The sequence below is a fragment of the Spirosoma arboris genome (assembly GCF_009754945.1).
Classification (GTDB): Bacteria; Bacteroidota; Bacteroidia; order Cytophagales; family Spirosomataceae; genus Spirosoma; species Spirosoma arboris.
Map to the genome: position 1 here is coordinate 456,709 of NZ_WPIN01000003.1, position 13,731 is coordinate 470,439.

A 13,731-nucleotide genomic window follows, 5' to 3' on the forward strand; every position below is an offset into this window, starting at 1 on the left:
AGCTTTTTTCTTACTCCTTTTCTTCGTGCAGCTCGCAATCGCGCAGCAAACCGAAAAACGCTACTTGTCGGGCACGGGGAACGACCATACTGTACCCTGGCAATTCTATTGCACAGCCGGTCAGAATTCGGGCAAGTGGACGACAATCCCGGTACCGTCGAACTGGGAGTTGCAGGGCTTTGGAAAGTACAATTACGGTTTCGCGAAGGATAGTTCGAGAGGGAAAGAGCAGGGATTATACAAACATGAATTCCAGGTGCCAGCGTCGTGGAAAGGCAAACGAATAAACCTTGTATTCGAAGGCGCTATGACCGACACGGAGGTAAAGATAAACGGCCAGTCGGCGGGACCAACGCACGAAGGATCGTATTACGCATTCAAGTACGATATATCGAAGTTACTTAACTATGGATCAGGCAATTTACTGGAAGCGACTGTATCCAAACATTCTGCCAACAAATCTGTAAATGCTGCCGAACGACAAGGTGATTTCTGGATTTTTGGTGGCATTTTCCGGCCTGTTTATCTGGAAATCCTCCCAGCTGAACACATCGCGCATGTAGCCATTGACGCCAAAGCAAACGGCGCGTTTACGGCCCAACTTCAACTCAATACAGGTGGCAAAGCGAGCGAAGTATCGGCGCAGATTTATACAATTTCTGGTCAGAAAGTAGGATCGCCATTTAGCGTTAAAACTGGCAACGAAAATCAATCTGTTACGTTAATAAAAACCATCCCAAATCCACTTCGGTGGACGTCCGAAACGCCGAATCGCTACAAAGTAGAATTCAAGTTGATACAGGCCGGAAAGCTGGTTCACACAGTGACGAAGGCATTTGGTTTCCGAACAGTGGAAGTGAAACAGCGCGATGGCATTTATGTAAACGGCACGAAAATTAAGCTTAAAGGCGTCAATCGGCATTCGTTCTGGCCCTCGTCGGGCCGGGCGTTGAGCAAGGGAGTAAGTGTTCTGGATGTGAATCTGATGAAGGACATGAACATGAACGCCGTTCGAATGTCGCACTACCCACCCGACGATCATTTTCTGGACGTATGCGATTCATTGGGCCTATTTGTGTTCGATGAGCTGGCGGGTTGGCACGGCAACTACGACACGCCAACCGGCACCAAACTGCTCAAAGAGCTTATTGCCCACGACGTCAATCACCCATCGGTTATTTTCTGGATCAACGGGAATGAAGGTGGTCATAACTACGAGCTTGACCCGTTGTTCGCTAAAGAAGACATTCAGAAACGTCACGTCATTCATGCCTGGGAGGATTTCGGCGGTTTCGATACGCAGCATTATCGGGAGTACAATTACGGTATCGGCAACTATAACCACGGCCATTCCATTACGTTACCCACCGAATTCCTGCACGGTTTATACGACGGTGGTCACGGTGCCGGACTGGAAGATTATTGGGAAGCCATGTGGCAAGATCCAATGGCGGCAGGTGGTTTCCTGTGGGATTTTGTCGATCAGGGTGTTGTGCGTACAGATCGAAATGAGGGCAAAGGGCCACTTGATACCGATGGCAACCGGGGAGCCGATGGGATTGTTGGGCCGTATCGGGAGAAAGAAGGTAGTTATTTTACCGTCAAGGAAGTGTGGTCCCCTATCAAACTTGAGCATCGGGAAATTACACCCACGTTCGACGGTACTTTCCCAATTGAAAACCGCTATTACTTTACGAACACCAGCCAGTGCTCGTTTAGCGGCAAACTGGTCAAAGTAAGCGGCCCCTACGACGTAACTAAACCAACTTCTACAACATTTGCTATTCTGGCACCAAACCTCAAACCGTCCGAGAAAGGCACGTTAAAAGCGAATCTCCCTAATGGTTGGCAGAGCTATGATTTCCTTTACATCACAGCAATCGACCCACACAAACGGGAGCTATTTACGTGGAGCTTCCCGATTTCGTTGCCCAACAACATAGCCACTTCGCTCGTCAAAAAAGACGGTTCCGGTGCCGTAACGATGACCGAAACCGATTCACTGTACACGGTTTCGGCCAACCGTATTCAACTGATAGTTAGCAGAAGAACCGGCTTATTGAAGCAGATCACCAACAGTGCCGGAAAGCTGCCCTTTACAAACGGCCCCATTTTGCAGGAAGGAGTAAACAACTTCAAAAATTTCACGGAACATAGCGACGGCAAGAACGTCATCATCGAATCGACCTTCGACCGAAAAGCAAGTTACAATACGTTGCAGTGGACAATTTATCCATCAGGTTGGGTTAAGATGCGGGTTCGGTATTTCCCGGATGGTTACTTCACAATGATGGACGGGGTGAATTTCTCTTTCCCCGAAGCCGACATGAAAGCGGTAAAATGGATGGGAAAAGGCCCATATCGCGTCTGGAAAAACCGCAAGAAAGGAGGGTCATTAGGCGTTTGGGACAAAGCCTATAACAATTCCGAAACCGGCGAAGCGCCCTTTATTTATCCCGAATTCAAAGGCTATCACGCCAATATGTACTGGTGTCGGTTTGAAACATCCGGGCAGCACTTTACCGTAGCCACCGAAAATGAAGATGTCTTTTTTCGGCTATTCACCCCCGCCTGGAAAACCGACCAATGGCACAACTACGAGCCGATTTTTCCATCGGGCGACATCTCATTCATGCAGGGCATCAGCAGCATCGGCACCAAAACCCAACGTAACGAAACCACTGGCCCAATGGGCATGAAACACATCTTTTACGACTACGAAAAAGAACCCGCCCGCGCGAAAGAGATGGTCTTGTACTTTGATTTTTCGGGGAGGTAATAATGGTCTAGTGGTGTCAGGTTCTAAAACCTGACACTGTGCGGTTTCTCAAAACCGCGCGTATATGATGTTGAGAAAGACGGTTTTGAGAAACCGCACGATGTCGGGTTTTAGAACCCGACATCACTAGAAAACATTCTTATGAACCGACTCTTAACTATCATACTAACCTCCCTCCCTTCGCTTCTCTTCGCGCAGGAAGCCCAGCTGTGGGTTGCGCCGGATGGGTCAGATGCGAATGCTGGGACGAAAGAAAAGCCCGTGGCTAGTTTGCAGATAGCACTTCGGAAGGTTCGCGAATTGCGTCGGTTGGGCGACCCGAGCGTTACCAATGGCGCTCACATTTATCTGCGCAATGGCCTGTATGCATTGAGCGAGCCCATTTTCATTAGGCCAGAAGATTCAGGCACGCCGACTAGTCCAACAATTATCGAAGCGGCACTGAATGAGAAGCCGGTTTTAAGTGGCGGTTTAGCAGTTTCGGGATGGCAAAAAGTTAAGGGAGCTACTGCCGGATTACCCAAAGAAGCGATTGGAAAAGTCTGGGTGGCCGATGCACCGAAAATGGGTGGTCGACTACAGGAATTTCGGCAACTGTGGGTAAATGGCAAGAAAGCGACTCGCGCTAAAGACACATCCTACCCGCTAATGAACCGCATTTTATCGTGGAATAAGCAGGAACAAACCTGCTGGATTCCCGCTCCCAAATTCGGCGATTTATCGAAAGCATCTGGACTGGAAATGCTCATCCATCAATGGTGGGCGATTGCCAATCTGCGCATCAAACGTATTGAGGTTCAGGGCGACAGCGCCAAATTATGGTTCCATCAGCCCGAAAGTCGCATTCAGTCGGAGCACCCTTGGCCTGCCCCCTGGATTTCGAAAGAAACAGGCAACTCGGCCTTTTACCTGACCAACGCCATCCAGTTTTTGAATCAACCCGGCGAGTGGTTCCTGGACACTAAGGCCGAAAAAATCTACTATGTCCCACGCCCAAACGAAAATCTGGCAACCGCTCAGGTTATCGTTCCCTCGCTCGAAACATTGGTACGTATTACCGGAACCGCCGATCATCCGATATCAAACGTGATTGTCAAGGGCATATCGTTTCAGCACACGGGCTGGCTTCGACCTTCGCAGCAGGGGCACGTACCGCATCAGGCAGGTTTGTATATGCTGGATGCCTACAAGCTGAAAATTCCGGGGACGCCTGATAAAAAGTCGCTGGAAAATCAGGCGTGGGTCGGTCGTCCGACGGCGGCTGTGGAGGTTTCGTTTGCCACGCATACGGGTTTCGAAAACTGTCGCTTTGAGCATCTGGCGTCAACCGGGCTGGATTATCATAAAGGCGTTCAGGACAATACCATTCGTGGGAATCTGTTCAAGGACATCGGCGGTACGGGTATTCAGGCGGGTGTTTTTGCGGATGAAGCCACGGAAATTCACCTCCCTTATAATCCTACCGATGAGCGGGAAGTATGTAGCAACCTCCTGATCAGCAATAACCTGATTACCAACGTAACCAACGAAGATTGGGGTTGCGTGGGCATTGGTGCGGGTTATGTTAAAGGCATCACCATCGAGCATAACGAAATCAGCGACGTATCGTACAGCGGCATCAGCATGGGTTGGGGATGGACGCGAACTATAAACGCCATGCGGAATAATAAGGTGGTGGCGAACAAGATTCACCACTTCGCTAAGCACATGTACGACGCTGCCGCCATTTATACTTTGTCGGCGCAACCGGGCTCGACGATTGCGGAGAATTACATCGATAGTATTTACAAAGCCCCCTACGCGCACCTTCCCGCGCACTGGTTTTACTTATACACAGATGAAGGTTCGTCGTATTTTACGATCAAAGACAACTGGACACCCTCCGAGAAATTCCTGCAAAACGCTAACGGTCCAAATAATGTCTGGGATCATAATGGGCCACAAGTTGCCGATAGCATTAAAGTGAAAGCGGGCCTTCAGCCTTCGTACCAGCATCTGCTAAATGATAAAGCCCGACCCGACGCCAACTGGGGAATCAACAAAGAAAATCCAGTCATTATTGAATTGATTGCCAATGCCGGCCAAACCATTGACGTACAGCGACTAAAACAGGTATTGACTCGAAGCAAAGTCAATCCTGAAGCACTCTATCAATGGGAAAACCACTACGTCATTTTCGATAAAGTGCAGGACGCATTCGTGCTGAGTGAGCGATTGAAAGCGGCTTTCCCAGGTGCGAAAGTCAAGACGTACTACGATTTATTCTACGAGTTCAACCGGAACCATTGCCCTACTGGATCAGTCGCTGGCAAGTGGTCGCATACGATCTTAAGCGCAAATCTGGTAGCTGATCCAACGCTCCAAAACGAATATCTGGCCTATCACGCTACGCAATTTGCGAAATGGCCGGAAGTCTCGAAAGGATTCTGCAATGCCAATTTTCAGCAGTTGCTTCTATTCAGAAACGGGCGTCAACTCATGCTGGTCATTAGCATTCCAAAGGGCGAAAACTTAGATAAACTCAACCCCAAAACAACTGAGAATAATCCGCGTGTCGATGAATGGAACGCCCGAATGAAAAAGTATCAGGAAGGTATTCCCGAAGCAAAACCAGGTGAGGTGTGGATTGGCTTTCAATCAGTTAACTAATGAATTATCTGTCATCTCTCCTTACGTCGAGATGACAGACATAGAAAATCTAAAAATAAACTATGTTAAAATTAGGCATTTTAGGATTAGGCGAAGGGCGCAGCACCATGTCGGCGGCTTTATCGAGCCCGAATTATGAGTTAGTCAAAATTTGCGATCAGAAGATCGAACTGTGCCAGCAACGGGCGAAAGAGTTCGATTTTTATAATTATACAACCAGCTATCAGGACTTGCTCGACGATCCCGTCATCGACGTTATCGCGATTTATACGCCTGATAAATTTCATGCCGAGCACACCAAACAAGCTATGTTGCATGGCAAACATGTTGTGTGTACCAAGCCCTTCATCGATGATTTGTCGAAGGCGAAAGAACTCATTGACATTAGCGAGCAAACTGGCAAAAAGGTGTTCGTTGGGCAGAGTTCCCGTTTTTTTGAACCGATGAAAAAGCAACGCGCTGATTTTGACGCGGGCTTGATCGGCGAATTGATCACCATCGAAGGCTACTACCACGCCGATCATCGCTGGTTTCTAGACAAAGGCTGGTCGCTGGAAAATGCGTTCAAATGGTTATACGGTGGACTCAGTCACCCGGTCGATTTCATTCGCTGGTACTTACCCAATATCGAGGAAGTGATGGGGTACGGCATGCTCAGTACCAACGGACGTAAAGGCGGACTGAAAAATGTAGACACCATGCACTTCATTTTCAAAGCGACCGACGGACGTATTGCCCGTGTGAGTGGTGCCTATACAGGTCCCGTTCAACCCAACACCCGCGACTCTGAAATGAGTTGTATTCTGCGCGGCACAGAAGGCTGTAGTCAGGCCGACTACATGGATTTGCGCTACGCCATCACGACGAATACCGGCGACGAAATCATCCAAACCTGGGAGCACAAATTGAAGCACTATTTCCGATTTGAAGGCAAAAGCCACCATGCCGGAGAGTACCAAAACTACCTCGATTATTTCGCCACCTGTCTCGAATCCGGACAGACGGCCTACCCTGATATCAACGAAGGTATTGGCACCGTGGCACTACTTCAGTCGATGGACAAATCCCTCCAAACCGGCCAGCCCGTGAAGGTACAGGATGTATTGAAGGAGCATGGATTGTACTACTAGAACACTGATTTTTATGATGATTATGATTAAAAATGATCCGGGTAAATCATAAGGATCATAAAAATCAGCGTTCTATTCTAGCGCCTAACCTATGAACAACATCACCGACCGCTTAACTGCCTTAGATTATTTTATCGTTCTGGCTTACCTGATTATTCTGGCGGTGATTGGCTATAAAGCCAGTTCATCAAAAAAAAGGGACGAGACGTTGTTTCTGGCCAATAAATCGCTGGGCTGGTCGAGTATTGGGTTCAATATGTGGGGCACCAATGTGGGACCGTCCATGCTGTTAGCCTTTGCCAGCATTGGGTATAGCACGGGTATCGTGGCAATTAACTTCGACTGGTACGCGTTTGTATTCCTGTTTCTATTGGCTATCGTTTTTGCGCCTAAATACCTGGCTGCCAACGTATCAACCATGCCCGAATTTATGGGGCAGCGTTACGGCGAATCGACGCAAACCATTCTGGCCTGGTACGCCCTCATCAAAATCCTGATTTCGTGGTTATCACTGGGCCTGTTTGCGGGCGGGTTTCTGGTTCGACAAATTTTGGGCATTCCCATGTGGCAGTCGGTTATTGTGCTGGTGTTGTTTGCGGGTCTGTTTGCGTATACCGGCGGACTGAAAGCGATTGCCCGCGTAAACGTTTTCCAGATGCTGTTGCTCATTGGCGTGTCGTTGACCCTCACCATTCTAGGCATCAACAAAGTGGGTGGACTAGAAGCTGTTTTTCAGAAAGCACCTACGGAATATTGGAGCCTGATTCATCCTGTCAGCGATACCAAATATCCCTGGCCTGCTATTTTGTTAGGGTATCCAGTCGCAGCTATCGCCTTTTTCTGTACCGATCAGGCGATGGTACAATCTGTCCTCGGAGCCCGAAATCTAGAACAGGGGCAGTTGGGCGTCAACTTCATCGGCTGGCTCAAAATCCTGTCGCTGCCGCTGTTCATTCTACCCGGTATTCTCTGTTTTATTCTGTTTCCCAATCTCAACGACCCTGCCGAAGCCTACATGACAATGGTAACCAATTTGTTTCCTCCGGGTATGAATGGGCTCGTGATTGTTGTCCTGATTGCGGTGCTGGTAGGTACCATCGGCTCGTCGTTAAACTCACTCAGTACGGTGTTCACGATGGATGTGTATGCACGGCAAATCAACCGGAATGCCAGCAATCAGCAACTGATTAAAGTTGGGCGGATGACAGTGGTTGTCGGTTGCCTGTTTGCCATTCTGATGGCGTTGGCCATTGATAGTATCAAAGGGTTAAATCTGTTCGATGTATTTCAGTCGGTGCTGGGGTTCATTGCTCCACCATTGTCGGTCGTCTTTCTGTTGACTGTCTTCTGGAAACGTACTACCCGAAGTGCGGTGAACACCATACTCTCAGCCGGTTCAGCGTTTAGCCTGGGTGTAGGTGTACTATATTTATGGGTGCTTCCTTCCGATAACTATCCATTTTGGCCGCACTATCTGTTGCTGTCCTTTACCATTTTTGCGGTGTTATTGACTCTGGCTATTTTGATTTCATTACTCGATAAAAATCCGTCTATTTATACCCCTGTTACGTCTGAAACGAATCTCATTGCCAAGCCCACGCAGCGTGTCTGGATCGCCTGGATAGCTCTGATTATCAGAATGTTGGGATTGTATCTTAGTTTTCACTAAATCCCGTGATGTCGAGTTCTCAAACCCGATATCAGATAAATAATTTCAACTTAGCGCTATATGAAAACCTATTTCCATAAACTCTCCTTATTACTTCTCTTCATCGCCATTTCCTTAACCACTCAGGCACAAACACCTGTCCCACCGTCGCTAATTCTGTGGTACAAACAACCGGCCAACAAGTGGGTAGAAGCGCTGCCGATTGGTAATGGGCGATTGGGGGGTATGGTGTATGGGGGGATCGTGGAAGACCAAATTCAATTCAATGAAGAAACCCTCTGGACAGGCGGTCCGCGTGATTACCAGCGCGAAGGGGCGGCCCACTATTTGCCCCAGATTCGGCAATTACTAGCAGAAGGGAAGCAGGCGGAAGCAGAGAAATTAGCTCAGGACAAATTCATGAGCCGCCAGAGTAACGAGGGCGATTACGAGCAGAAGAAAACCGCCTGGTTTGCCAGCGTTCGCGAGTTAAGTACCGCGAAATTGAATCCAATTGCATCTACGTTCGATGATCACTCCTGGAAAACGATGGACGTTCCAACTGTCGATGGTTGGGAAAAAGCCGGGCCACGTCAGGCGGGGTTGGAAGGATTAGACGGTGCAGTCTGGTTCCGCACGTCATTTGACTTGCCGCAAGCTTGGGCTGGACAAGACGTCGTTCTGGATATGGGACGCATTCGCGATCAGGATTTTACCTACCTGAACGGTGAACTCATTGGCTCGGCAGAAGGCATCGCCAAAAACCGACGCTATCAAATTCCCGCGTCGAAAGTACATGTCGGCAAAAACCAACTGGCCATTCAGGTCATCAACCTGTTCGATAAAGGGGGTTTTATTGGTGTCAAAACTAACCAGCCTACGTTTGTCGTCTATCCTGTAGGCCAGCAGCCAACCGATGGTATTCCGTTGAGCCAACCATTTAAGTACTGGATTCAGGACGAGAACCCACCACCGGCTCCCCGCTATCAGGCTGATTACCAACCTTTCGGTGATCTTTGGATGCGATTTAAGAACCAGGGTCAAGCGATGAACTATCGGTTCGAACTGGATCTAACCAAAGCCATCTCGCGGGTGACCTACTTTGCTGACGGTGTACGTTTTACTCGTGAGTACCTGGCCAGCGCACCTGATCAGACCATAGCGATTCACCTGACTGCCAGTCGCCCAAGTCAAATTAGCTTCGAGACAACGTTGACTAGTCTGCACCAAGGAAGCTCTGTCAGGCAAATTGATAATCAGACGATTGCGTTATTGGTTCAAGTCAAGAATGGCGCATTAAAAGGTGAAAGTCTATTGCACATCCAAGCAAAGAAAGGTAAGATAACCGTATCGGATGGGAAACTCATCGTGTCGGAAGCAGACGAGGCAACCTTGTATTTAACGGCGGGCACTAATTTCAAAAACTATAAAGACGTTTCCGGAAATCCAGCCACAAGGAGCCAGCAACCAATCCAGACACTACGTACCAAACGCTTCGACGCCGTTAAAGCGGCCCATATACGAGACTATCAGTCGTACTTCAATACGCTGACACTTGATTTGGGTGCCTCGCCTAACGAGGGTCTCCCGACTGATGAACGACTGCAAAAATTCGAGAAATCGTACGATCCATCCTTAGCGGCATTATACCTCCAGTATGGCCGGTATTTATTGATTTCGAGTTCGCGGCCACACACACAAGCTGCTAATTTACAGGGGATCTGGAATGATCTGCTCACCCCTCCCTGGGGTAGCAAATACACCACCAATATTAATCTGGAGATGAATTACTGGCCCACCGAAATGCTGAACTTATCGGCTTGTCACGAGCCAATGTTTGCAGCCATCGACGAGTTGGTTGAAGCAGGTAAGAAAACGGCCAAAGCGCATTACAATGCCCGAGGCTGGGTACTGCATCACAACACTGATCTCTGGCGGGGTACGGCACCTATCAACGCGTCGAATCATGGCATTTGGGTGAGTGGAGGTGCCTGGGTTTCACATCATCTTTGGGAGCATTATCGCTATACACAAGACCGGACTTTTCTACAAAAACGAGGCTATCCGGCCATGAAAGAGGCCGCCCTTTTCTTCGTGGACTTTCTGGTCAAAGACCCTAAAACCGGCTGGCTCATTAGTACGCCTTCCAATTCACCTGAACATGGCGGGTTAGTAGCTGGGCCAACCATGGATCACCAGATTATTCGGGATCTATTCAAAAATTGCATAGCAGCCAGTGAAATCCTTGGTGTAGATGCCGCTTTCCGCGACACGCTCCAAACCATGTATCGCCAGATCGCGCCTAACCAGATTGGTAAACATGGTCAACTTCAGGAATGGTTGCAGGACGTTGACGACCCAAAAGACACGCATCGACACGTATCGCACCTCTGGGGTGTTCACCCCGGCACCGACATCACGTGGGATGAAACCCCTGATCTGATGAAAGCCGCCCGACAGTCGCTCTTGGAGCGCGGAGATGAAGGAACGGGTTGGAGTCTGGCTTGGAAAATCAATTTCTGGGCACGATTCCGAGATGGAAATCATGCCTACAACATGCTCAAACTGCTCTTCCGACCCGCTATTTCGCCAGAAGGTACTACGGGTGGCGGTTCCTACCCTAATCTCTTCGATGCGCACCCGCCATTTCAGATTGACGGTAATTTTGGCGGCTCTAGTGGCATTGCTGAAATGTTGTTGCAAAGTCAGGGCAAAACCATCGATATTCTCCCCGCCCTTCCCTCCGCCTTACCAACGGGCTACATCAACGGCATTTGCGCACAAGGTGGTTTTCTATTGAACATCCGCTGGCAGAACGGCCAGTTGAGCGAGGTTGACATTACGTCCAAAGCCGGGCAACCCTGCATTCTTCGTTATGGAGACAAGCAGGTGCAGTTGACAACCGAAAAAGGAAAAACGTATAAGCTGAATGGGATCTTGAAAACGCTGTAGCGCCGACCGTCCCGGTCGGCGCTACTCTATCGACAGCCAAATGTCAGGCTACCCCAATAGCTTTGCCAGTCGGCTTCTTTGGTATCGGTGGTTGGGGTCATTTGCACCAGACTGATCATATTTTGACCGGATCTGAGTTGAAAACGAACACGCCCTTGCGCGTCGGAACGTTGTTGTTCTTCCGTTAATCCTTTTGGCCTGATATCCGGGATTTCTTTCCCTATAAGCTCGGGGCGAGTCCAGTAGCGAACCAGCGCATTAGCCAACGGTTTATGATTGAATACAATCCGAAATTCAGCTAGGCCGCCCGGCTTTAGGCTGTATGGATTTTGTATCGGAATAATCTCCAAGGGCATTCCTGTATCCAAAGAAAACGTCCGGTCGGCGGGATTTACCGGGCCTGCCTGAATCATTGTTTTGACGCATCGGCGGTAGAATTCCCGGCTACGACGTTGCGTTTCATGTTGATCCTGGCGCAGTTGAATTACGTTATCCAACCCATCCTCCCGTAGGTACAACAGGAAGCTGTCTGCCCTCATTTCCAGGTATTTATTCGTATTGGCAAAAGCCACCAGATGCATGCCCGGCTTAGTTAGCTTGAGCGGCACAACTCCATAATGGCCTTCGGTCAGCTTTGGAGCCAGATCCTGTTTGACTCCCCCAACCCAATGAACGTACTGCACGATACGATTCTTCTTTGCTTCCGATCGCTCGCCATTGAAATTCTCTCCAACCAGAACCTCAATCGGTATAGTCTGTCCGGACTCTGCAAAGAAAGTGCCAGGCTGTAGCCAAAACTCATGCGCCTGGGCTAATAAGGCAATCAGCATGAGAAGGATCGAGGCTCCGTAAATTCGTTTCATCGAACAGTAATTGGTTCTTGAGACAGTGTATAATTTCCTGACGAATATCTGGTAAATCTGCGAGAATGCAGCCGGAGTAGTCAATCAATCAAGTTATTACGCGCCTAGCCACACCTGGCGATTTAGAAGGGCTCTTTTCTTCAAATAGCGGTCCACTGCACGGCAAAAAAACTTACAATCTCCAGAAAGTTATTTATTCTGTATTATATATAATTATTAATCTATAACCGTCAATTTTAATTAAAAGTCAAAATTATATATCGACTTAAATGTAAATTGCATTAAAATTGCTTTTACAACCAAATTGACTAAGTTAATGAAAAAATCTCCATCCATTATCGCTGCGTTAGCCCTGAGCGGTGTGGTCGTTTATTCGGCCTCGGCACAGGTCGGTACGTTAAACGCCCGTATGGACAAAGCGGCCGAAGGTCTCGAAAAAAAGGTGGTTACCTGGCGTCGGGATTTTCACCAGCATCCTGAACTGGGAAACCGGGAGTTCCAGACGGCGGCAAAAGTCGCATCTCACTTACAGGCGCTTGGTATGGAGGTCAAAACGGGCGTGGGTAAAACGGGCGTTGTCGCTCTGCTTAAAGGCGGGAAACCCGGCCCTGTCGTCGCCTTACGGGCCGATATGGATGGCCTTCCCGTAACCGAACGAGGAGAACTAGCCTTCAAATCGGAAGTCCGAACTGAATACAATGGTCAGCAAACGGGTACCATGCATGCCTGCGGACACGATACGCACGTAGCCATCCTGATGGGCGTGGCCGAAGTGATGGCATCGGTTAAAAATGACCTGCGGGGGACGGTGAAGTTCATTTTCCAACCTGCCGAAGAAGGTGCGCCAGCAGGCGAAGAAGGCGGTGCGAAACTGATGATTAAGGAAGGCGTTCTGGAAAATCCGAAGGTAGACGCCATTTTCGGTCTACATATTAACTCCCAAACTGAAGTTGGCACGCTGAAATACCGGCCAGGTGCAACGATGGCCGCCGTAGATACCTATGCCATTAAAATTAAAGGCAAACAAACCCACGGGGCTGCTCCCTGGTCGGGTGTTGACCCAATTGTCACATCGGCACAGGTTGTGATGGGTTTACAAACGATTGTTAGCCGTAACGTTACCCTCACCGACAATGCGGCCGTGGTAACTGTAGGTGCCTTGCATAGCGGCATTCGGCAGAACATCATTCCCGAAGAAGCGAGTATGATTGGTACCATTCGCACATTCAGCCCTGAAGCGCAGCAACTGGTTCACCGACGTATCAGCGAAATCGCGACGAATATTGCTGAAAGCGCAGGTGCTAAAGCCGATGTAACCATTAATGTTGGCTGCCCTGTTACCTACAATGATCCTAAGTTAACGGATCAAATGGTGCCGACACTCGAAGCTGTAGCGGGTAAAAACAATCTCAAAATTACACCAGCTTCGACGGGAGCGGAAGACTTCTCCTTTTATCAGGAAAAAGTACCGGGCTTCTTTTTCTTTCTGGGCGGCATGAAGAAGGGAACAAAGGTAGAGGATGCAGCTCCACACCACACGCCCGATTTTCACATTGACGAAGGTGGTTTTGTCCTGGGCATGAAATCACTCTGCCGCCTTACCACCGATTATATGGAATTCGCCAGTAAGGGTGTTGCCGTTAAAGAACTCACCGCAAGCGGTACGAGTGGTAAATAAATGTAAACAGACAATGCCGTCGTATCCTTGGT

Annotated in this window: 7 protein-coding genes; 6 read left to right on the forward strand and 1 reads right to left on the reverse strand. The window is 48.9% G+C overall.

The genetic code is table 11. The annotated features are described in order from the left end of the window. Positions 1–25: 25 nt before the first annotated feature. The 5 genes from GO755_RS09750 to GO755_RS09770 all read left to right on the forward strand — a co-directional run bounded on the left by GO755_RS09750 (position 26) and on the right by GO755_RS09770 (position 11,158). Positions 26–2,779: a glycoside hydrolase family 2 TIM barrel-domain containing protein gene (locus tag GO755_RS09750; protein ID WP_317165830.1), complete on the forward strand. Its 2,754-nt coding sequence runs from the start codon at positions 26–28 to the stop codon at positions 2,777–2,779. A gap of 141 nt (positions 2,780–2,920) precedes the next feature. After that, positions 2,921–5,428: an L-rhamnose mutarotase gene (locus GO755_RS09755; RefSeq protein WP_157584555.1), complete on the forward strand. Its 2,508-nt coding sequence runs from the start codon at positions 2,921–2,923 to the stop codon at positions 5,426–5,428. Positions 5,429–5,490: 62 nt separating this feature from the next. Further along, positions 5,491–6,558: a Gfo/Idh/MocA family protein gene (locus GO755_RS09760; protein WP_157584556.1), complete on the forward strand. Its 1,068-nt coding sequence runs from the start codon at positions 5,491–5,493 to the stop codon at positions 6,556–6,558. Between the two features lie 91 nt (positions 6,559–6,649). Further along, entirely contained in the window at positions 6,650–8,227 is a 1,578-nt protein-coding gene (locus GO755_RS09765; RefSeq protein WP_157584557.1) for a sodium:solute symporter family transporter, read from the forward strand. Between the two features lie 60 nt (positions 8,228–8,287). Then, positions 8,288–11,158, forward strand: coding sequence for a glycoside hydrolase family 95 protein (locus tag GO755_RS09770; RefSeq protein ID WP_157584558.1), 2,871 nt, complete (start codon positions 8,288–8,290; stop codon positions 11,156–11,158). Positions 11,159–11,184: 26 nt separating this feature from the next. Here the strand turns inward: GO755_RS09770 and GO755_RS09775 are convergent, their stop codons facing one another. Continuing rightward, positions 11,185–12,021 carry a DUF4198 domain-containing protein gene (locus GO755_RS09775; RefSeq protein ID WP_157584559.1) on the reverse strand — a complete coding sequence of 279 codons (837 nt, stop codon included), beginning with the start codon at positions 12,019–12,021 and terminating at the stop codon, positions 11,185–11,187. A gap of 316 nt (positions 12,022–12,337) precedes the next feature. Between GO755_RS09775 and GO755_RS09780 the strand changes: the two genes are divergently transcribed. After that, the gene (locus tag GO755_RS09780; protein ID WP_157584560.1) at positions 12,338–13,699 is read left to right on the forward strand and encodes an amidohydrolase; all 1,362 of its coding nucleotides are present in this window, start codon (positions 12,338–12,340) and stop codon (positions 13,697–13,699) included. Positions 13,700–13,731: the final 32 nt, after the last annotated feature.

Coding starts and splice junctions, on each gene's coding strand:
- GO755_RS09760 (WP_157584556.1), top strand. CDS start 5,491: ATGTTAAAATTAGGCATTTTAGGATTAGGCGAAGGGCGCAGCACCATG.
- GO755_RS09755 (WP_157584555.1), top strand. CDS start 2,921: ATGAACCGACTCTTAACTATCATACTAACCTCCCTCCCTTCGCTTCTC.
- GO755_RS09780 (WP_157584560.1), top strand. CDS start 12,338: ATGAAAAAATCTCCATCCATTATCGCTGCGTTAGCCCTGAGCGGTGTG.
- GO755_RS09775 (WP_157584559.1), bottom strand. CDS start 12,021: ATGAAACGAATTTACGGAGCCTCGATCCTTCTCATGCTGATTGCCTTA.
- GO755_RS09770 (WP_157584558.1), top strand. CDS start 8,288: ATGAAAACCTATTTCCATAAACTCTCCTTATTACTTCTCTTCATCGCC.
- GO755_RS09765 (WP_157584557.1), top strand. CDS start 6,650: ATGAACAACATCACCGACCGCTTAACTGCCTTAGATTATTTTATCGTT.